Source organism: Streptomyces sp. NPDC007162, assembly GCF_040634175.1.
Classification (GTDB): Bacteria; Actinomycetota; Actinomycetes; order Streptomycetales; family Streptomycetaceae; genus Streptomyces.
The window spans coordinates 15,622-35,865 of sequence record NZ_JBEYFC010000024.1; the positions used below are offsets into that span (position 1 = coordinate 15,622).

Consider the following 20,244-nt stretch of genomic DNA (forward strand, 5'->3'; position numbering starts at 1 on the left):
GGCATGCCGGAGGGACCCCCGATTGATACGGAATCACTCGTACGGACCCGGTTTGCCCTCCCTGTGGGGTGGCTCACAACAAGCCACGATGGCGTTCTTTGTCCCCTCTCACAGGAGGCCGTGACCACGCGTGACCAGTAACGTCGTGACTATGACGACTTCCGCAGCAGTTCCCACTGGATCCGAAGGCGCCATAACCACCGGCGACACCGTGACCGATCGCCTGGTCGACGCCAACCGCACCTATGCCGACGCCTTCACCGACCCCGGCATGGACGCCCGCCCCGTGCTGCACGTGGCCGTGGTGTCCTGTATGGACGCGCGCATCGACCTGCACAAGGCCCTCGGGCTGCAGCTCGGCGACTGTCACACCATCCGCAACGCCGGCGGTGTGGTCACCGATGACGTGATCCGCTCCCTCACCATCAGCCAGCGCAAGCTCGGCACCCGCAGCATCGTCCTCATCCACCACACCAACTGCGGCCTGGAGTCCATCACCGAGGAGTTCCGCTCCGAACTGGAGATGGAGGTCGGCCAGCGTCCGGCGTGGGCGGTGGAGTCCTTCCGGGACGTCGACCAGGACGTACGGCAGTCCATGCAGCGCGTGCGCACCTCGCCGTTCCTGCTGCACACCGACGACGTGCGCGGCTTCGTCTTCGACGTCCGCACGGGCCTGCTCCGCGAGGTCGACCCGGCCTGACCGCCGCGGTGCACCACGTTCCTCCGGCGCGACGGAACGGCCCCCGGCCCCCGTCGCGCCTCCCGTCCACCCCGGAACGCCCCCCGAAACCTGTCGGCCCGCTGTCGAATAGACGGCCGAAAAGCCGTAAGACCGACATAGTGCGGGCAGTTGTCCACAGGCGAGTGACACGAATCGGTAACGGCAGCAAGAATGCGGTGTGGGACGTCACGCGGAACCATTCACGCGCGGTGTCCGTGATTCGGGGTGGCCGGAGATGCGAGACGAAGCACCGGCCCGGGCAAAAACGGGCCGAGGAGGGCCGGGTGACGACCTATGACGATCGAGCGAGCCTCACTGATCTGACCGCCACTGTGGAGCGCGTCCGCAGTTCGGTGGAGGGTGTGATCGAGGGCAAGCCCGAGGTCGTACGGCTTTCGCTGACCGTGCTGCTCGCCGAGGGACATCTCCTCATCGAGGACGTCCCGGGCGTGGGCAAGACGATGCTGGCGAAGGCGCTGGCACGGTCCATCGACTGCACGGTGCGGCGTATCCAGTTCACGCCCGACCTGCTGCCGTCGGACATCACCGGCGTGTCCATCTGGGACCAGCAGCGCCGGGACTTCGAGTTCAAACCGGGCGCGATCTTCGCCCAGATCGTGATCGGAGACGAGATCAACCGCGCCTCCCCCAAGACCCAGTCCGCGCTGCTGGAGTCGATGGAGGAGCGGCAGGTCACCATCGACGGGCAGACCTATGAACTGCCCAGCCCGTTCATGGTGGTCGCGACCCAGAACCCGGTCGAGATGGAGGGCACCTACCCGCTCCCGGAGGCTCAGCGCGACCGGTTCATGGCCCGCGTCTCGGTCGGCTACCCGAGCGTGGAGGCCGAGTTGCAGATGCTCGACGTGCACGGCGCGGTCAACCCCCTGGACGACCTCCAGCCGGTGGCGCACGCCCATGACGTCGTGAAGCTGATCGAGGCCGTGCGCGGGGTCCACGTCGCCGAACCGGTCCGCCGGTACGCGGTGAACCTGGTGGCCGCCACCCGCACCCACCCCGACCTCAGACTCGGCGCCTCCCCGCGCGCGACGCTGCATCTGCTGCGCGCGGCGAAGGCCTCCGCTGCCCTCAGCGGCCGGGAGTACGCGCTGCCGGACGACGTACAGGCGCTCGCCGTCGCGGTCCTCGCGCACCGGCTGCTGCCCACTGCCCAGGCCCAGCTCAACCGGCGCACCTCGGAGCAGGTGGTCCAGGAGATCCTGCAGTCCACCCCGGTGCCCGCGGCGCCCCAGCAGCAGGCCGGCTTCGGCGGTCTGGGCCGGGGTGTGCCGGCGTATCCCCAGCAGCCTCCGCGGAGTCTGTGATGGGCGCCCCGGCGGAGGCCGACCGCGGGGAGCCGGGCGGGATCCGCACGGCCCTGGCCGGGCTGACCACCCGTGGCCGGTCCTTCCTGGCGGCCGGCATCGCGGCGGTGATCTGCGCGTACATCCTCGGCCAGGCCGATCTGCGCCGGGTCGGGCTGCTGCTCGCCGTGCTGCCGCTGATCTGCGCAACCGTGCTCTACCGCACCCGCTACCGGGTGGCCGGCAGCCGCCGGCTCTCCCCCGCGCGGGTACCGGCCGGCAGCGAGGCCCGGGTCCACCTGCGGATGGACAACGTCTCACGGTTGCCCACCGGCCTGCTGATGCTCCAGGACCGGGTGCCCTACGTGCTCGGCCCGCGTCCCCGCTTCGTCCTGGACCGGGTGGAGCCGGGCGGCCGCCGCGAGGTCTCCTACCGGGTCCGCTCGGACCTGCGGGGCCGCTATCCGCTGGGCCCGCTCCAGCTGCGCCTGACCGACCCGTTCGGGATGTGCGAACTGACCCGTTCCTTCTCGACGTTCGACACCCTGACCGTCATCCCGAAGGTGGAGCCGCTGCCGCCGATCCGGCTCAGCGGCGAGGCCAGGGGGTACGGCGACGGACGGCAGCGCTCGCTGGCCCTGGCCGGCGAGGACGACGTGATCCCGCGCGGTTACCGCTACGGCGACGACCTGCGCCGGGTGCACTGGCGTTCCACCGCCCGCCACGGCGAGCTGATGGTGCGCCGCGAGGAGCAGCCGCAGCGGGCCCGCTGCACGGTGCTCCTTGACACCCGCGGCCTCGCCTACGAAGGAGCGGGCCCCGACTCGGCGTTCGAGTGGGCGGTCTCCGGCGCCGCCTCCGTCCTGGTCCACATGCTCGAACGCGGCTTCTCGGTGCGGCTGTTGACGGACACCGGCAGCACGGTGCCCGGCGAGGGCGCCGACGGTTTCGCGGGCTCCCAGGAGTCGGCCGACGCGGCCGGGCTGATGATGGACACCCTGGCCGTGGTCGACCACTCGGACGGCGCGGGCCTGTCCCGGGCCTACGACGTGCTGCGCGGCGGGAACGAGGGGCTGCTCATGGCCTTCCTGGGCGATCTCGACGAGGAGCAGGCCGCGGTGGTCGCGAAGATGCGCCGGCGCAGCGGCGGTGCCGTCGCCTTCGTGCTGGACCCGGACACCTGGGTGCGGGAACCCACCGACGTGCCCGCGCCGGGCAACGCCCACGAGGAGCGCCTGCGGATGCTGCGCGAGGCCGGCTGGACCGCCGTCGGCGTGCCGCGCGGCGCCTCGCTCGCCGAGCTGTGGCGGCAGGCCGACCGGGAGCGCTCCTCGATGGCCGCGGTGAGCGGGGAGGCACGGTGATGAGCGGACGGGCCCGGCTGGCCCTCACCGCGGCGGCGGCGACGCTGATGGCGTCCTGCGCCCTGCTGCCCCTGGTCTCGCCGAAGACCTGGCTGTTCCAGGCGGCGTTCCTGGTCGCGGTGCAGACGGGCGTGGGGGCCGCCGCCCGGCGGGTGCCGCTGGCCCGGCCGCTGACGGTGGCCGCCCAGGCCCTGGCCGGTCTGCTGATGCTGACCCTGGTCTTCGCCCGGGACCACGCGATCCTCGGGGTGATCCCCGGCCCGGACGCCTTCCGCCACTTCGCCGACCTGCTCCGGCAGGGCTCCGAGGACGTCAGCCGGTATGCGATACCCGCGCCGCTCTCGGACGGCATCCGGCTGATGGTGGTCGGCGGGGTGCTGGTCGTCGGGCTGGTCGTGGACACCCTGGCGGTGACCTTCCGCAGCGCGGCCCCGGCCGGGCTGCCGCTGCTCGCGCTGTACTCGGTGGCGGCGGGGCTGTCCGACGGGCCAGCCGACTGGCTGTGGTTCCTGGTGGCGGCGGCCGGCTACCTGATGCTGCTGCTCGCCGAAGGCCGGGACCGGCTCTCCCAGTGGGGCCGGGTGTTCGGCGGGGTCTCGCGGGCCCCGGGCGGCCCGGAGAACGGTGCGGTGGCCCCGGTGCGCACCGGGCGCCGGATCGGCTTCGCCGTGCTGGGTGTCGCCCTGTTCGTGCCGTTGGCGATGCCCTCGATCCAGGGCGGACTGCTGGACGGCACCGGCGCCGGGGTCGGCGTGGGCAACGGGAACGGCGGCACGATCTCCGCGGTCAACCCGCTGGTGTCGCTGCGCGACAGCCTCAACGTGGACGAGGACCGCCAGGTGCTGTCCGTCAGGACCACCAGCGACGACGTCTCCGACCTGTACCTGCGGATCGTCTCCCTGGACGACTTCGACGGCACCACCTGGAAGCCCGCCCAGCGGCACATCACCGGGGTGCCGGACACGTTCCCGACCCCGGCCGGCCTGAGCGGCGACGTCAAGCGCACGACGGTGCGGACCTCGATCGCGGCCGCCGACTGGTACGCCCAGGACTGGCTGCCGATGCCGTACCCGCCGAGCGGGGTGAAGGTGGCCGGCACCTGGCGCTACGAGCCGGTCGGCATGACCCTGGTCGGCGACCACGGGCAGAACACGCGCGGGGAGACCTACCAGGTGACCAGCCTGGACGTGCAGCCGACGGCCGAGCAACTGGCGGCGGCCCCGGAGCCGCCGCCGGCGCTGAAGAAGGAGTACACCGAGGTGCCCTCGTCGCTGCCGTCGGTGGTGGCGCGCACGGCCAGGGAGGTCACCGCCGGCTCGTCGAGCCACTACGAGGAGGCGGTCAAGCTCCAGGACTACTTCGCCGTGACCGGCGGCTTCCAGTACGACACCCAGGTGGCGGTCGGCCAGGGCGAGGGCGCGATCGCGAACTTCCTGAAGCAGAAGCGCGGCTTCTGCGTGCACTTCTCGTTCGCGATGGCCGCGATGGCCCGGACGCTGGGCATCCCGGCCCGGGTCGCGGTGGGCTTCGCGCCCGGCACCCCGCAGTCGGACGGCACGGTGTCGGTGGGGCTGAAGGACGCGCACGCCTGGCCGGAGCTGTACTTCGAGGGGGTGGGCTGGACCCGTTTCGAGCCGACCCCGACGCGGGGCACGACGCCGTCGTACACGGTGTCGGACACCCCCGGCTCGTCCGTGCCGAACGAGGCGCTGCCTTCCCAGGGCACGTCGGCCGCACCGTCCGCCTCGGCGTCGCAGAGCGCGGGCTGCACGCCCCAGCTGCGCAAGCAGGGCGTCTGCGCGAGTCCGTCGGCGGCCGGCACGGTGCGGCAGAGCGACGGCGGGACGCCGTGGTGGCAGCCGGCGCTGTGGGCGCTGGCCGGGTTCGCCGTGCTGGTGGCGCCGCTGTCGCCGATGCTGTACCGGCGGCGGGTGCGGGCCCGGCGGCTGGGGGCCCATGACCGGACCCCCGCGGGGGTGGCGGCGCACACGCTGGCGGTCTGGCAGGAACTGACCGACACCGCCTGGGACTTCGGCGTCCCGCCGGACGACTCGCAGACCCCGCGCGGCACGGCCGACCGGATCGTCCGGCTGGGCCGTCTCGACCCGGTCGCCGCGGAGTCGGTGCACCGGGTGGCGGACGCGGTGGAGCAGGTGCTGTACGCGCCGCGGCCACGGCTGACGGCGGGGCTCGCGGACGACGTCCGCAGGGTCTCGGCCGCGTTCGACGGCACGGTCGGGGGCTCCGCGCGGCTGCGGGCGCTGCTCGCTCCGCGGTCGTCCGTGCGTGTGCTGTGGGCAGCGTCGTCGTGGTGGGCGCGGCTGCGGGAGCGGGCGGCGGCCGCACGTCCGGCGCTGCGGAAGCCGTCGGGGCAGCAGAGCTGACGGCGGGGAGCTGACGGCCACGGCCGACGACGACTGAGGGGTGACCGCCCGTCGGCGGTCACCCCTCAGTCACGCTCTGTCCGGCCTCTCCGCGAGGCCGTCAGTGGCCCTGTTCGTCGCGGCGGCGCTGCCAGCGCTCCTCGATGCGGTCCATCATGGACCGCTTCGGCCGGCCCTGACGGCGGGCCTGCGCGCCTGCCGCGGGCTGCTCCCCGGGCTTCGGGGCCTTGCGCCAGCCGGTGACGGCGAGCACCGCACAGCCCAGCATGACGAGGAAGCCCACCACGCTCACCCAGACCTGCTGGACGACCATTCCGGCGATGAGGAGCGCGATACCCACGAGGAAGCCGGCCACCGCCTGGTAGACCCGGCGCCGGGTGTACGTCCGCAGGCCGCTTCCCTCAAGCGCTGTCGCGAACTTGGGGTCTTCGGCGTACAGCGCTCGCTCCATCTGCTCAAGCATTCGCTGCTCGTGCTCCGAGAGCGGCACGGCGTCCTCCTCATCGTGCAGTCGCCGGGGCGACCCGGGGGGTCCCTTCAGGATAGGCAGGGAATCGCCCCCGTGAAACCCGCCCCTCTAGGCCAATTGGCCAACCGGAACCCGCCATGGCGGTCCCGGCTCGCTGAGGCTTCCATTCCCCAGCTACCGGCCCGTCATGCCGGGTGGTCTCCCTCGATCATACGGCGCAAACCCCTCGATCGGGGGGCCTGTGGCGTACTCCATCCGCCGCCGAGTCCCTGATCAGCGGGGTCGTCTCAGGAGATCCTCAGGTACCGTCCGCACCCGGTGTCTCGCCGAGGACATGGAGCTGGGTGGCGAGGGCCTGGAAGGCGGGGAGCTCGGCGGCGGCCGCCTCCAGCTTGAGCAGGGCGTCGAGGGCACCGGGTTCGGTGTCCACCAGGACGCCGGGGACCAGGTCGGCGAAGACCCGCACGCCGTGCACGGCGGCGACGGCCAGCCCGGCGTCCTCGACCAGGCCGGTGAGCTGTTCGGCGGTGAAGCGGCGGGGCATGGGGTCGCCGCTGCCCCAGCGGCCGTCGGGGTCGTCGAGGGCCTGCTTGGCCTCGGTGAAGTGGCCGGCGAGGGCCCGGGCGACCACGGCCCCGCCGAGCCCGGCCGCGAGCAGGCTGAGGGCACCCTCGGAGCGCAGCGCGGCCACCGTGTTGCGCACGCCCTCGGCCGGGTCGTCCACGTGCTCCAGGACGCCGTGGCAGAGGACGACGTCGTGACCGCCGCGCTCGACCACGTCGAACAGGCCGAGGACGTCGCCCTGGACGCCCCTGACGCGGTCGGCGACTCCGGCCTCGGCGACGCGGCGCTCCAGGGCGAACAGCGCGTTGGGGCTGGGGTCGACGACGGTGACGCGGTGTCCGAGGCGGGCCAGGGGGACGGCGAAGTTGCCGCTGCCGCCGCCGGTGTCGAGGACGTCCAGGGTGTCCCGGCCGGTGGCCTTGACCCGGCGGTCGAGGGCCTCCTGGAGGACGTCCCAGACCACGGCGGTACGGAGCGAAGCGCGGGGTCGTGTGGGGTCCGGCACGGCAGTTGACTCCTCGGCGCGGCACCGCCTGCTGCCCGGCGGCGCGAACTCGGTGCCTCCCCGGCCCGGGCGCGGGCGGAGGGAAGGCTTCAGGCTCTCTCCACCCTATTGCCTCCGCCGCCTCGCCCGGTCACCCCGCGTCGGGCAGCTCCCTTCCCGGCCCTGCCGTGCCGCCGTCCGGTCGCTCGTCCTCCTGGCGGCGCGGCTGGGGCAGCACCGGCTGCAGGACGAGCATCCGCTCGACGATGCGGACGAACATCCCGACGTCACGTATCAGGTCGTCGGCGTCGCGGCGGCCGGCCGCGCCCTGGATGCCCGCCTCGGCGCGGGCGCGGCGTCCGGCGCCCGAGGCGAACAGGGCGCTCCACTCGGTGAGCTCGGGGGCGACCTCGGGGAGCACCTCCCAGGCGCTGCGGATGCGGGCCCGGCGCCGCGGCGAGGTCTCGGGCCGGGCGCGGGCGGCGAGCACGGCGGCCGCGGTGCGCAGGGCGGCCAGGTGGGCCGTCGCGTAGCGCTCGTTGGGGGTGTCGAGGAGTTCGGCCTCGTCGAGGGCGGCGCGGGCCTGGGCGAGCAGGTCGAGGGCGGCGGGCGGGGCCGTGGCCCGGCGGAGCACGGGGTGCACGTCGCTCGCCGGGCCGGTCAGTGAGGGGGCAGGGCCGGTGGCGCGGCGCCGGTGGGCGGCGGCTGACGAGTTGGCCATGACGAACCTCCTGTCGTCTGGGTGACGGCTCCCTCACACCGGGTGCCGTATGTGCCCATCGTGCGGTATGCCACTGACAATCCGTTCTGACCTGGGCTTTTGCTTCGATCGAAGGTTCGGGGTACTTTTTATACTGACCAGTCAGTGCAAAATACGAGCGTACGGAAGTCGCGGAGGAGGGGGTACCCGTGCACGGCGTGTCAGTCACAGCCGAGGGCCTCGGGGTGAAAGGCCCGCGGGGCTGGGCGTTCCGGGGGGTCACCGTGGACGCCGGGCCCGGGGCGCTGATCGCGGTGGAGGGACCGTCCGGTTCCGGCCGGACCTGTCTGCTGCTGACGCTCACCGGCCGGATGAAGGCCACCGAGGGCACCGCGACGGTGGGCGAGGCCCGGCTCCCCAAGCAGCCTGCGGCCGTCCGCCGGATCAGCGCGGTGGCCAACGTCGCCGGGGTGACCGACCTGGAACCCGCCCTGACCGTCGGCGAGCACCTGCGCGAACGGGCCCTGCTGCAGCGCCGGTTCGGCGACTCCCTGCGCGATCTGCTGCGGCCGCGCGCCGAGAGGGCGGCACGCGCGGGCCAGCGGATCGACGACGCCCTGGCCGCCGCCGGGCTCGACCTGGAGGCGCTGCCCAAGGGCGCCAGGACCGCCGTACGGGATCTGGAGCGGATCGAGGCGCTGCGGCTGTCCGTGGCGCTGGCGCTGGTCGCCAAGCCCCGGCTGCTGGCCGTGGACGACGCGGACCTGAAGCTCTCGGAGGCCGAACGGGCCGAGGTGCGGACCCTGTTGGCGTCGATCGCCGAGTCCGGGACGACGGTCCTGGTGGTGTGCGGGGAGGCGATGGCGGGGGCCGTCGTCGTACGCACCGGGACCGCCGCGCGGGGACAGGAGACCGCTGCAGCCGAGGCACCGGAAGGCGCCGGAACCGGGGAGGAGGCCGACGATGCGTTCGCCGCGACTGGCCGCGCTTGAGCTCAGGCGCTTCGGGCGGGGGCGGCTGCCGCGCGCGGCCCTGGTGGCCCTGCTGGTGCTGCCGCTGCTGTACGGGGCGCTGTACCTGTGGTCGTTCTGGGACCCGTACGGGCGCCTGGACCGCATCCCGGTGGCGCTCGTCAACGACGACAAGGGGGCGACGGCCGACGGCAGGAGGATCAGCGCGGGTGACGACATCGTGGCCGGCCTGCGGGACAGCGACACCTTCGACTGGCACGAGGTGAGCGCCGCCGACGCCCGCCGGGGTGTCGAGAACGGCACGTACTACCTGTCGCTGACCATGCCGGCCGACTTCAGCGCGCGGGTCGCCTCCAGCGCGGGGAACTCACCGGAGACCGGCGCGCTCCAGGTGCGCACGAACGACGCGAACAACTACATCGTCGGGCAGATCTCCCGCACGGTCTTCAACGAGGTGCGCTCGGCCGCGTCCACCAAGGCGTCCCGGTCCTTCCTGGACCGGATCTTCATCTCGTTCGCCGACATCCACGGGCAGACCGAGAAGGCCGCCGAGGGTGCCGACACGCTCACCGGGGGCATCGGGAAGGCCGAGAAGGGCTCCAAGGACCTCGCGGACGGCCTGAAGGACGCCAGGACCGGCAGCGGGAAGCTCGCCGGGGGCATCAAGAAGCTGGACGCGGGCGCCGGGAAGCTGGAAACCGGCTCGCGGCAGGTCGCGGACGGCACCCAGCAGCTCGCGGACCGGGTCGACGGGGTCTACGCCGAGGTCGGCCCGTACCTGAAGGACAACGAGAAGACCATCGGTGACACCGCCCGGCTGGTCGCCGACTCCGCGGGGACCGTCCGGGACAACCTGGGCGTCCTGGTGAGGGCCGCGCCCGCGGCCGACAAGGCGGCGCACGCCGCCGCCGACACCCTGGACCAGGTCTACCGGGCCCGCTGCTCGGCACAGCTGCTCACCGACCCGGCCTGCCCCGACCTCAAGAAGGCCAGGGACGCGGCCGACGACGTGGCCGCCGTCGCCGACGACCTCGACACCCTGATCGCCGACCAGAACGGCGACCTGAAGACGCTCGACGAGAACCTCGGCACGCTGCAGACGCAGGCCCGGGCACTGGCCGACCGCGCGCCGCACCTCTCCGAGGACGTCGCCGGCGCCGTCAAGAAGATCGACAAGCTGAACCAAGGCGCCGCCCAGGTGGCCGCGGGCGCCGCGAAACTGCACACCGGCCTCGGCACCGCCACCACCGGCGCCACCGACCTGGACGCGGGCATCGGCAGGCTGGAGACCGGCGCCGACGACCTGAGTGGCGGGATGTACAAGCTCGTCGACGGCTCCGGCAAGTTGGCCGGCGGACTGCACGACGGCGCCGGGAAGATTCCCGACTACGACAAGAAGGACCGCGACCGGCGCACCGGTGTCATGGCCGACCCGGTCCAGCTCGCCTCCCACGACCTGCACAAGGCGCCCAACTACGGCACCGGGTTCGCCCCGTACTTCATCCCGCTGTCCCTGTGGGTCGGCGCGATGGTCGCCTACATGCTGATCCCGCCCCTCAACCGGCGTGCCCTGGCGGCCGGTTCGGCGGCCTGGCGGATCGCGCTGGCGGGCTGGCTGCCGGTGGTCGCGATCGGGGTGCTGCAGACGGCCGCACTGATGGCCGTACTGCACTGGGCGATCGGGCTCCAGATGGTCCGCGCGGCCGGCACGGTCGGGTTCCTGTTCCTGGTGGCGGCCTGTTTCGCGGCGATCGTGCAGTGGCTCAACGCGCGGTTCGGGGCGGCCGGACGCATCCTCGTCCTCGCCCTGCTGATGGTCCAGCTGACGTCCGCGGGCGGCACGTACCCCGTGCAGACCAGCCCCGGCTTCTTCAACGCCGTCCACCCGTTCCTGCCGATGAGCTATGTCGTGGCGGCGCTGCGCAGGCTGATCACGGGCGGCGGGCTCGGGCCGGTGTGGCAGGCCTGCGCCGTCCTCGCGGCGTTCACCGCCGGCGCCCTCGCGCTCACCGCCCTCTCGGCGCGGCGCCGCCAGGTGTGGACGCTGGACCGGCTGCATCCCGAACTGAGTCTGTGAGGACCCTCATGACCTCCTCTTCCGTACCCGCCGGGGCCGGCGTTCCTGTGAGAATCAGGAGTATGGAAAGCAGCAGCACCACGGGCGGCGGCACACGCCGTGAGGCCACCCGGCAGAAGCTCTACGAGGCCGCCGTCACACTCATCGCCGAGCAGGGCTTCTCCGCCACCACGGTGGACGAGATCGCCGAGCGTGCCGGGGTCGCGAAGGGCACGGTCTACTACAACTTCGCGAGCAAGTCGGTCCTCTTCGAGGAACTGCTGCGGCACGGCGTGGGCCTCCTCACCGCCTCGTTGCGGGAGGCCGCCGAGCGGACCGCGCGGGAGGGCGGCAGCCGGGTCGACGCCCTGGACGCGATGGTCCGCGCGGGCCTCGTCTTCATCGACCGCTACCCCGCCTTCACCCAGCTCTACGTGGCCGAGCTGTGGCGCACCAACCGGGCCTGGCAGTCCACCCTGATGGTGGTCAGGCAGCAGGCCGTCGCGGTCGTCGAGGGGGTGCTGCGCGAGGGCGTGGAGAACGGTGAGTTCAGCGACGAGATCGACGTCCAGCTGACGGCGGCGGCGCTGGTCGGGATGGTGCTGGTGGCGGCCCTCGACTGGAAGTCCTTCCAGCCGGAGCGCTCCCTGGACGACGTCCACGCGGCCCTGTCCCGGCTGCTTCAGGGACGGGTGAGCGGGAAGGGCTGAGCCCTTCCCGCCTCTCCTGCGCCCCCGTCGTCCCCCGGGTCGCCTCTCCCCCGTGTCTCGCTTCCGCCGACGCGAATCGGCGGAAGGAGCGGTCGGGGGCGCCGGCGCCGTTCCGCCGCCCCGTGTCGGCGGTGCCGGACCCGCGCCCCTTCTCCGTGCCTCAACTCTCTCGTCGGCACAGGTCGCGGCCCATCCGCGCACGTACTCAACTCGCCCCCTGGGTACGCGTACTCAGGTGTGCGCACACGGACCCAGGACGTGCGGCCGCCGACTGGTTACCATCGCGTCCGTGTCGGTACTCCCCTTGGTCTTCACCAGCGGCTGGGCCAGCGGAATCAACGCGTACGCGGTGGTGCTGCTGCTCGGCGTCTTCGGCGCGACCGGCCTGAGCGACGACGTCCCCGCGACGCTGCAGCGCCCCGAGGTGCTGATCGTCGCGGGCGTGCTGTTCCTGTGCGAGGCGGTCGCCGACAAGATCCCGTACGTGGACTCGGTGTGGGACTCCGTGCACACGGTCATCCGGCCGGTGGCGGGCGCCTGGGTCGGGGCGCTGCTCGCCGGGCACAGCGGCTCGGTCAACGACGTGGTGGCCGGGCTGGTCGGCGGTTCGACGGCACTGGCCAGCCACACCGTCAAGGCCGGGACCCGGATGGCGGTCAACGCCTCCCCCGAGCCGTTCAGCAACATCGTGCTGAGCCTGGCGGAGGATCTCGGGGTCGGCGCGATCGTGGCGTTCGCGATGTTCCACCCGCTGGCGGCGGCGATCGTCGCGGCGGTGCTGCTGGCCGCCGGGCTGGTCGTGCTGGTGTTCCTGGTCTCCCGGATCCGGCGGTTCCGACGGCGCCGCGCCCAGCGCCGCGCGGAACGGCGGCTCGCCGCGCGGGTGGCACGGCCACCCGGCTGACGGCCCGCCGGACCGGACTGTCGGTGGTGGTCGATAAAGTCGCGGGCATGGGACGGATTGCGGTGATCGGCGCCGGCATGGGCGCCATGGCGGCGGCCGCCCGGCTGGCCGTCGCGGGCCACCGGGTGACGGTGTACGAGCGCACGGAGACGTACGGCGGTGCGGTGCGCCGGTTCGAGCGCGACGGGTTCGCCTTCGACACCGGCCCCGCGCTGCTGCCGCTGCCCGCCGTGTACCGCGACCTGTTCGTCAAGACCGGCAAGGAGCCGCTGGAGGACTGCGTCGAGCTGGTCCAGGTCGACCCGTCGGCCCGGCACGTCTTCGCGGACGGCACGGTGGTGTCCCTGCCGAACGCGTCCCGCGCGGGGGTCGTCGGCGCCCTCGACGAGGCCCTCGGGTCCGGCGCCGGGCAGCGCTGGGGCGATTTCCTGGTGCGGGCCCGGGAGGCCTGGGACCGCACCCGGCGCCCGCTCCTGGAGGAGCCGCTGTGGCCGAACTGGCAGGTACTGGCCGAACGCGAGCCGTACCCGTCGGTCCCGCACAAGAAGCTGCTGCGCACCCGCCGGGCGGCCACGCTCGCCGAGATCGGCGCCTGGGAGCTGCGCGACGAACGGCTGGCCGCCCTCCTGGACGGCCATGCCCTCGCATACGGCCTGGACCCGCGCACCGCTCCCGCGAGCGCCGCCGTGCTGCCGTACCTGGAGCATGCCTTCGGCACCTGGTACGTGCGCGGCGGCATGAGAGAGCTGGCGCGTGCAGTGTACGAGCGGTGCCTGAAGCGGCGGGTCGAGTTCGTCTTCGGCGCCGAGGTCACCGCGGTGCCGGTGAAGGACGGCCGCGCGGCGGGGGTGGAACTGGCGGACGGACGGGTGAGCGACGCCGACCATGTGGTCGCCGGGGTGGACCCGGCCCGGCTGGCCGCCCTCACCGGTTCGGCGCCGGGCCTTCTCGACGCCGACACGGACGTGCGTGCCGACACCGGCACGGCGCGCCCGGTCCGTTTCAGCGTGCTGCTCGCGCTCCGGGGCGGGCGCGAGGCCGGTGCCGCGCACCGCACCGTCGTGCACGCGCCGGACGACCAGACCGAGTTGGACCTGCTGGTCGCGCCCGGCGGGGACCGGCCGGTGCGCCCGACCGTGACCGTGCTGCGGCCCGACGACCCGGCACTCGCACCGGACGGCGACCACGAGTCCGTGGTGCTGTCGGCGGTGCTGTCGGCCGAGGCGGGCTGGGAGCGGGAGGACACGGCCCGGACCTACACGGACCTCCTCCTCGAAGCCGCCGAGGCCGCGGTGCCGGAGCTGCGGGAGCGCCTGCTCTGGCAGGAGACCCGGGCGCCGGAACCGGGCGCCCCCGGGTCCGGCGGGATCTCCGCGCCCGCCCTCGCGGCCGGCCGGGGCCGCTTCCTGCACCCGGCCAACACCACCCGGCTGCCGGGCCTGTACCGGGTGGGCCGGTGGGCGCACCCGGGCGGCGGGCTGCCGCACTCCGGTATGTCGGGGGCGCTGGTGGCCGGGCTGATCGTGGAGGGACCGGAGTTCCGCGGCTCCCAGTGAGGATCGCGCGCCGGGGCCGGGATCGCAGAAACGCCGCCGGATCTCAGAAGCGGTACTGCTCGTCGTACCCGGTGCCGGGCCGGGCCTGCTGCTGCGCCTGGCCGTCGCCCTGGTAGGGGTACTGCTCCTCCTGCGGGAGTTCCCCGCCGAAGGTCTCGTCGGCGCGCTGCTGCGGGACCCAGACACCGCCCGCCGGGGTCTCGCCGTAGCCGCCGTTCCCGTACTGGCCCTGGGCGTAGCCCTGCTGGTCGTACTGCTGGGTGCCGTACGACGCGTCGTACCCGGCGCCGCCGTAGGTCTGGTTGCCGATGTACGGGTCGGAGTAGTTGGCGTACTGCTGCTGGCCGCTCGTGTCGTAGCCGTACTGCTGCTGGCCGTAGCCCGAGTAGTCGTAGGCGTAGTTCTGGTCGGAGCCCTCGGCGGCGTACCCCTGCTCCTGGCCCGCGGTCGCGTACGCGGCCTGCTGGTCGCCGGCCGCGGCGTAGCCGGAGCCGCGGTAGACGCCGTAGGAGCCGGTGTCGTCGGGCATCGGCTGCGGCTCGTACACCGCCGTGGACTCGGCGGCGGTCGGCTCGGTCGAGCGGGCACCGGGGGTGAAGACGTCGTCGTAGTCGTCGTCGCCGCGGTAGGCGGGGGTGCTGCCGGTGGCGTAGCCGGCCTGCTGCTCGGCGTAGGCGGCGTCGGCGGCGTCCGGGTCGGTGGCTTCCAGGCCCGGGTTCTCGTCCGGCTCGCCGCGGCGGCGCTTGGTCAGCCCGAGGCTGAGGCCCCGGCCGTCACCGTCCGTGTCGGGGCGCTTGACCGCCCAGCCGGCTTCGAAGCCGCGGCGGAACGACAACGTGACGTACGTCTGGCCGACCGCGAAGGCGATCGCGCCCACGCCGATGACGATCACGGACGGGATCAGGACGCCCAGGACGACGCCGAGGAAGCCCGCGAAGGCGAGCAGCCGCCAGCGCAGCCGCGCCTTGTACTGCAGCAGTACCTCGCCGAGCAACCACAGTGCGACGACGCCGAACGCTACGTAGAGGACCGTCCAGCCCATGTACGCCCCTCTCCCAGTGACCGCTACGCAGTGTGTCGTACACCGGTGCGGCCGGTCTAGGCCTGCGGGGGATGGTGCAGGCCCAGGTTCTCGTAGATTTCCAGCGTGGCCGTGGAGTTGTTGAGCGTGATGAAGTGCAGTCCGGGCACTCCCTCGGCGAGCAGCCGAGCGCAGAACTCCGTGGCGTATTCGATGCCAATGGAGCGTACCGCCGTCGGATCGTCTTTTGCTGTGAGGATCCGCTCTTTCAGGGCGTCCGGGAAGACCGCGTTGCTGAGTTTGGGCAACCGTTCCAGCATCTTCACACTGGTGACCGGCAGGATTTCCGGAATCACCGGAGTACGGCAGCCGGCCGCGCCGACCCGGTCACGAAGACGAAGGTACGACTCGGGCTGGAAGAACATCTGCGTGATGGCGTAGTCGGCGCCCGCGCGGCACTTGTCGACGAAGTGCCGTACGTCGGCGTCCCAGTCGTCGGAGCGCGGGTGCATCTCGGGGAAGGCCGCGACGCCCACGCAGAAGTCACCCGACTCCTTGATGAGCCGGACGAGTTCGGCCGCGTAGGTCAGCCCCTGCGGGTGCGCCACCCACTGCCCCATCGGGTCGCCGGGCGGGTCGCCGCGCACCGCGAGCATGTTGCGGATCCCGGCGTCCGCGTACTGGCCGATGATGTTGCGCAGCTCGGCCAGCGAGTGGTCGACCGCGGTGAGGTGGGCGACCGGGGTGAGGGTGGTGTCGGCGACGATCTGCTGGGTCTCCTTGACGGTGCCCGCGCGGGTGGACCCGCCGGCGCCGTAGGTCACGGAGACGAAGTCGGGGGCGACCGCCTCGACCCGCCGGAGCGCGCTCCACAGGTTCCGCTCACCCTTGGGGGTCTTCGGCGCCGAGAACTCGAAGGAGTACGTGGTCTTGCCGGTGGCGAGCATGTCGCGCACGGTGCGTGCGCGGTCAGTCCTGGTGGATGCGGTTCCTAGGGCCATACCCGCAGGTTAGTCAGGGGCGGACGGACACCCAACCACACTCGGGAAATTTGCCCGAATTGCCGAGCCCGCGTCCGGATGCTGGACAGGTTTCCGGACATCACACCCCGGCAGGGGCCCCGAGCCGGTCACGCCGACCGAAGCCGCTTGGCGAACTCCGCCGCCGCCGCGCCCGGGTCGTCGGCCGCGGTGAGCGCGCGGACGACCACCACGCGGCGGGCGCCCGCCTCCAGCACCTGGTCGAGGTTGCCCAGGTCGATGCCGCCGATGGCGAACCAGGGGCGCTCGGTGCCCAGGGCCGCGGTGTACCGCACCAGGTCGAGCCCGGGGGCGGGCCGGCCGGGCTTGGTGGGGGTGGGCCAGCAGGGGCCGGTGCAGAAGTAGTCCACGCCGTCCTGGACGGCCGCCGCGGCGGCCTCCGCCTCGGCGTGCGTGGAGCGGCCGACGAGGACGTCCGGGCCGAGGACCGCGCGGGCGGCCGTCACCGGCAGGTCTCCCTGGCCGAGATGGAGCACGTCGGCGTCGGCGGCGTGGGCCACGTCGGCGCGGTCGTTGACCGCGAGCAGCTTGCCGTGCCGGGCGCAGGCCTCGGCGAAGACGGCGAGGTGCGCCAGCTCCTCGGCGGCCTCCATGCCCTTGTCGCGCAGCTGCACGATGTCGACACCGCCCGCCAGCACCGCGTCCAGGAACTCGGCGAGGTCTCCCTGCTCCTTTCGGGCGTCCGTGCACAGGTACAGACGGGCGTCGGCCAGCCGGGCGCGGGCGGTGTCGGTCATCGGTGGGTCCCCCGTGGTGTCGTTGCCGGTTGCCGGTCGCCTCAGACGGCGAGCGCCTGGGCGCGGCGCTTCACCTCCGTGCCGCGATTCTCGCTGAGCGCCTGCGCGGGGGTGCCGGGCAGGGTCTCGTCGGGGGTGAAGAGCCACTCCAGCATCTCTTCGTCGTTGAAGCCGTCGTCCCGCAGCAGCGTCAGGGTGCCGGCCAGGCCCTTGACGACCTTGTCCCCGTCGATGAAGGCGGCGGGGACGTGCAGCGCCCTGTTCTCACCGCGGCGGACGGCGATGAGCTGGCCCTCCTTGACCAGCTGCCGCACGCGGGTCACCTCGACGTCGAGCATCTCTGCGATGTCGGGGAGGGTGAGCCAGGCGGGGACGAGAGCATCGATGTTTGCGTCAATCTCGGTCACGGGTCCAGGGTAGGCGCTCCGCCGGGTGGGGTGCGATCGGTAGTCGTCCGGAGTGCGGCACCGTCGTGGCTTGTCGCGCAGTTCCTCCCCCAGCCTTCGGCCGGGGGTACCCCCAGCGCCCCTATTGGGGCGCTGCAGTCGCGTTCTTCAGAGGGCGGGCCGGGTCGGCCAGGGCCTCCGGGTTCATCTGGCGCCCCGCCTCGATCAGGCGGCGGCCCTGGGCCAGGTCTCGGGGGCGGCCTACCGCCAGGAGGGCCGTCAGGCGGTCTTCGCGGAGCCAGCAGACGCTCCAGGCCGGGCCCGTCGGGTCGCCGCGCCAGATCATCCGGTCGGCGGACGCGTGGTGGCCCGCGTACTGGACGAAGCGGCCGAACTGTTCGGACCAGAAGTACGGCACCGGGTCGTAGACGGCGTCGGACTCGCCGAGGATGTTGGCGGCCACCGTGCGCGGGCCCTGAAGGGCGTTGTCCCAGTGGTGGATCAGCAGGCGGTCGCCGTAGCGGCCGGACGGGAAGGACGCGCAGTCGCCGACGGCGTAGACGTCCGGCGCGCCGGTGCGCAGGCGGTCGTCGGCGATCACGTCGCCGTGGGCGCCCAGCTCGATGCCGGAGCCGGCCAGCCAGCCGGTGGCGGGGCGGGCGCCGATGCCGACCACGACGGCGCCCGCGGGGACCCGCGCGCCGTCGTCGAGGACCACCGCGCCGGGTTCGACGCGCGCCACGCGCGCGTGCGTGCGCAGTTCGGTGCCGCTGTCCGCGTACCAGGCGGCCATTGGCGCGGCGACATCGGCGGGCAGGGCCCCGGCGAGCGGCCGGTCGGCGGCCTCCACGACGGTCACCGCGCAGCCGGCGGCACGCGCGGCCGTGGCGAACTCGGCGCCGATCCAGCCCGCGCCGACCACCACGATGTCGTGCTGCCGGGCGAGCACCGGCCGCAGCCGCTCGGCGTCGTCCAGGGTGCGCAGCAGGTGGACGCCGGGCACCCCCTCGGTGCCGGGCAGCGTGATCGGCTCGGCACCGGTCGCGAGCACCAGGACGTCGTACGGCACCGGTCCCGCCTCGGTGTCCAGCTCGTGGTCGGCGGTGCGCACGCCGACCGCCTCGCGGCCCAGCGCCAGCTCGATGCCGAGCGCCTCGAAGTCGACCTCGAAGGCCGAGCCCTCCGCCTTGCCGAGCAGCACGGCCTTGGAGAGCGGCGGCCGGTCGTACGGCTGGTGCGGCTCGGCGCCGATCAGCGTGACCGTGCCCGTGAAACCCCGCTCGCGCAGGGCGACGGCGGTCTGCACCCCGGCCATGCCCGCGCCCACGACGACCACGCGCCGCTCCTGTGACGTGCCCTGTCGCTGCGTCTGCCCGCTCACCTGATCACCATGGACAAGAACGATAGACAACTGACAAAGAGTCAGTCAGGGGGCGTGCCGCGTGACCTGTTGCACAGCGCCCGGCGAGGGCGTCCTTACCGCGCCGGACGACTCGGGCTAGGGTGGCGGACGTACAAGCACACGCGGGAGCCCGGACGCACCGGGCTGAGAGGGAGGCTGGCGGCCTCCGACCGTACGAACCTGATCCGGGTCATGCCGGCGAAGGGAGGGGCTGGACGCCCATGTCCTCACGTACGTCCGACGTCCTCGTCATCGGGGGCGGGATCATCGGTCTGGTCACGGCCTGGCGGGCGGCTCAGCGCGGGCTCGCCACCACCGTGGTCGACCCGGCGCCCGGCGGCGGGGCCGCGCAGGTCGCGGCCGGGATGCTGGCCGCGGTCACCGAACTGCACCACGGCGAGCAGACCCTGCTGGGGCTCAACCTGGCCTCCGCCCGCCGTTATCCCGGCTTCGCCGCCGAGCTGACCGAGCTGACCGGCCAGGACCTCGGCTACCGGCGCTGCGGCACGCTCGCGGTCGCCCTGGACGCCGACGACCGCGCCCACCTGCGGGAACTGCACGCCCTGCAGCAGCAGTCGGGTCTGGACTCGCAGTGGCTTTCCGGGCGGGAGTGCCGGCGCCTGGAGCCGATGCTGGCGCCCGGGGTGCGCGGCGGGCTGCGGGTCGACGGCGACCACCAGATCGACCCGCGTCGGCTGGCGGCCGCCCTGGTCACGGCGTGCGAGCGGGCCGGGGTGGTGTTCCACCGCGACTGGGCCGAGCGGCTGGACGTCGTACGGGAGCGGGCGGCCGGCGCCGTCACGCGCGCGGGACGGACGCTGGGCGCCGGGCAGGTGGTGCTCGCGGGCGGGAGCCTGAGCGGGCGGCTGGCAGGCGTCCCCGACGACGTGCTGCCGCCGGTGCGGCCCGTGAAGGGGCAGGTGCTGCGACTGACGGTGCCCCCGCGCCACGCGCCGTTCCTCAGCCGGACCGTGCGGGCCGTGGTGCGGGGCGGCAATGTCTACCTGGTGCCCAGGGAGAACGGCGAGCTGGTCGTCGGCGCGACCAGTGAGGAGCTGGGCTGGGACACCACCGTCACGGCGGGCGGCGTCTACGAGCTGCTGCGCGACGCCCATGAGCTGGTTCCCGGCATCACCGAACTGCCGCTGGCCGAGACCCGGGCCGGGCTGCGCCCCGGCTCCCCCGACAACGCGCCGCTGCTCGGGCCGACCCGCCTCGACGGGCTGGCGCTGGCCACCGGGCACTACCGCAACGGGGTGCTGCTCACGCCGGTCACGGGGGACGTGATGGCGGAGCTGCTGACCGGCGGCGAGCTGCCGGCCGAGGCCCGTCCGTTCACGCCGAGGCGCTTCGGCCCCGTTCTCGACGTACTCGTGGAGCAGACCGCATGAACATCTCCGTCAACGGGGAGCGCCGGGAGATCGCCCCGGGCACCGCTCTGGACACGCTCGTGCAGTCCCTGACGACCGCG

18 protein-coding genes, 1 pseudogene and 1 riboswitch are annotated in these 20,244 nt (G+C 73.3%); of the genes and pseudogenes, 11 read left to right on the forward strand and 8 right to left on the reverse strand.

Features of this window, described 5'->3' with window-relative positions:
• The first annotated feature begins 151 nt into the window (after positions 1 to 151).
• The 4 genes from ABZ646_RS05060 (at position 152) to ABZ646_RS05075 (ending at position 5,773) form a co-directional block, all read left to right on the forward strand.
• Positions 152 to 700: a carbonic anhydrase gene (locus ABZ646_RS05060; RefSeq protein ID WP_360513061.1), complete on the forward strand. Its 549-nt coding sequence runs from the start codon at positions 152 to 154 to the stop codon at positions 698 to 700.
• A 305-nt stretch (positions 701 to 1,005) separates the two neighbouring features.
• Positions 1,006 to 2,046 carry a MoxR family ATPase gene (locus ABZ646_RS05065; RefSeq protein ID WP_360513062.1) on the forward strand — a complete coding sequence of 347 codons (1,041 nt, stop codon included), beginning with the start codon at positions 1,006 to 1,008 and terminating at the stop codon, positions 2,044 to 2,046.
• A complete protein-coding gene (locus ABZ646_RS05070; protein WP_360513064.1) occupies positions 2,046 to 3,389 on the forward strand; it encodes a DUF58 domain-containing protein in 1,344 nt (447 codons plus the stop codon). The genes ABZ646_RS05065 and ABZ646_RS05070 overlap by 1 nt, the downstream gene beginning before the upstream one ends.
• A complete protein-coding gene (locus ABZ646_RS05075; RefSeq protein WP_360513066.1) occupies positions 3,389 to 5,773 on the forward strand; it encodes a DUF3488 and transglutaminase-like domain-containing protein in 2,385 nt (794 codons plus the stop codon). The genes ABZ646_RS05070 and ABZ646_RS05075 overlap by 1 nt, the downstream gene beginning before the upstream one ends.
• A 100-nt stretch (positions 5,774 to 5,873) precedes the next feature.
• Here ABZ646_RS05075 and ABZ646_RS05080 read toward each other — a convergent pair whose 3' ends face one another.
• From ABZ646_RS05080 to ABZ646_RS05090, 3 genes are all read right to left on the reverse strand, one after another.
• A complete protein-coding gene (locus ABZ646_RS05080; protein WP_360513068.1) occupies positions 5,874 to 6,263 on the reverse strand; it encodes a DUF3040 domain-containing protein in 390 nt (129 codons plus the stop codon).
• Positions 6,264 to 6,540: 277 nt separating this feature from the next.
• Positions 6,541 to 7,311, reverse strand: a complete 771-nt coding sequence (locus ABZ646_RS05085) for a methyltransferase (RefSeq protein WP_360513070.1) — start codon at positions 7,309 to 7,311, stop codon at positions 6,541 to 6,543.
• A 130-nt stretch (positions 7,312 to 7,441) separates the two neighbouring features.
• Positions 7,442 to 8,011 (reverse strand): SAV_6107 family HEPN domain-containing protein, encoded by a 570-nt coding sequence (locus tag ABZ646_RS05090; RefSeq protein WP_360513072.1) that lies wholly within the window; start codon positions 8,009 to 8,011, stop codon positions 7,442 to 7,444.
• A 188-nt stretch (positions 8,012 to 8,199) separates the two neighbouring features.
• Here ABZ646_RS05090 and ABZ646_RS05095 point away from each other — a divergent pair, with 188 nt between their 5' ends.
• From ABZ646_RS05095 to ABZ646_RS05115, 5 genes are all read left to right on the forward strand, one after another.
• On the forward strand, positions 8,200 to 8,982 hold the full coding sequence (locus tag ABZ646_RS05095; protein ID WP_360513074.1) for an ATP-binding cassette domain-containing protein: 783 nt from the start codon (positions 8,200 to 8,202) through the stop codon (positions 8,980 to 8,982).
• Positions 8,954 to 11,038 carry a YhgE/Pip domain-containing protein gene (locus tag ABZ646_RS05100; RefSeq protein WP_360513076.1) on the forward strand — a complete coding sequence of 695 codons (2,085 nt, stop codon included), beginning with the start codon at positions 8,954 to 8,956 and terminating at the stop codon, positions 11,036 to 11,038. Before ABZ646_RS05095 ends, ABZ646_RS05100 begins: the two co-directional genes overlap by 29 nt.
• 62 nt (positions 11,039 to 11,100) lie before the next feature.
• Entirely contained in the window at positions 11,101 to 11,727 is a 627-nt protein-coding gene (locus tag ABZ646_RS05105) for a TetR/AcrR family transcriptional regulator (RefSeq protein ID WP_132886282.1), read from the forward strand.
• 289 nt (positions 11,728 to 12,016) lie between these two features.
• Positions 12,017 to 12,631: a DUF4126 domain-containing protein gene (locus ABZ646_RS05110; protein WP_360513078.1), complete on the forward strand. Its 615-nt coding sequence runs from the start codon at positions 12,017 to 12,019 to the stop codon at positions 12,629 to 12,631.
• Positions 12,632 to 12,678: 47 nt separating this feature from the next.
• A complete protein-coding gene (locus ABZ646_RS05115) occupies positions 12,679 to 14,187 on the forward strand; it encodes an NAD(P)/FAD-dependent oxidoreductase (protein WP_360513080.1) in 1,509 nt (502 codons plus the stop codon).
• 43 nt (positions 14,188 to 14,230) lie between these two features.
• On the opposite strand, the gene ABZ646_RS05120 is transcribed toward ABZ646_RS05115, so the two are convergent.
• The 5 genes from ABZ646_RS05120 to ABZ646_RS05140 form a co-directional block, all read right to left on the reverse strand.
• The gene (locus tag ABZ646_RS05120) at positions 14,231 to 15,229 is read right to left on the reverse strand and encodes a hypothetical protein (RefSeq protein WP_360513082.1); all 999 of its coding nucleotides are present in this window, start codon (positions 15,227 to 15,229) and stop codon (positions 14,231 to 14,233) included.
• A gap of 56 nt (positions 15,230 to 15,285) precedes the next feature.
• Positions 15,286 to 16,209 carry a methylenetetrahydrofolate reductase [NAD(P)H] gene (metF, locus tag ABZ646_RS05125; RefSeq protein WP_360513084.1) on the reverse strand — a complete coding sequence of 308 codons (924 nt, stop codon included), beginning with the start codon at positions 16,207 to 16,209 and terminating at the stop codon, positions 15,286 to 15,288.
• A gap of 128 nt (positions 16,210 to 16,337) precedes the next feature.
• Positions 16,338 to 16,985: a thiamine phosphate synthase gene (thiE, locus tag ABZ646_RS05130; protein WP_360513086.1), complete on the reverse strand. Its 648-nt coding sequence runs from the start codon at positions 16,983 to 16,985 to the stop codon at positions 16,338 to 16,340.
• 41 nt (positions 16,986 to 17,026) lie between these two features.
• Positions 17,027 to 17,392: an Rv2175c family DNA-binding protein gene (locus ABZ646_RS05135; RefSeq protein ID WP_360513088.1), complete on the reverse strand. Its 366-nt coding sequence runs from the start codon at positions 17,390 to 17,392 to the stop codon at positions 17,027 to 17,029.
• A 121-nt stretch (positions 17,393 to 17,513) separates the two neighbouring features.
• Positions 17,514 to 18,752: an FAD-dependent oxidoreductase gene (locus ABZ646_RS05140; protein WP_360513090.1), complete on the reverse strand. Its 1,239-nt coding sequence runs from the start codon at positions 18,750 to 18,752 to the stop codon at positions 17,514 to 17,516.
• A gap of 133 nt (positions 18,753 to 18,885) precedes the next feature.
• A riboswitch (TPP riboswitch) is annotated at positions 18,886 to 18,997 on the forward strand.
• On the opposite strand from ABZ646_RS05140, the gene thiO reads away from it, so the two are divergent.
• Together thiO and ABZ646_RS05150 are read left to right on the forward strand one after the other, a co-directional pair.
• Positions 18,995 to 20,164, forward strand: coding sequence for a glycine oxidase ThiO (thiO, locus tag ABZ646_RS05145; RefSeq protein WP_360513092.1), 1,170 nt, complete (start codon positions 18,995 to 18,997; stop codon positions 20,162 to 20,164). It overlaps the preceding riboswitch by 3 nt.
• A pseudogene (locus ABZ646_RS05150) lies at positions 20,161 to 20,244 on the forward strand (thiamine biosynthesis protein ThiS); the annotation flags it as partial. The gene thiO and the pseudogene ABZ646_RS05150, both read left to right, overlap by 4 nt.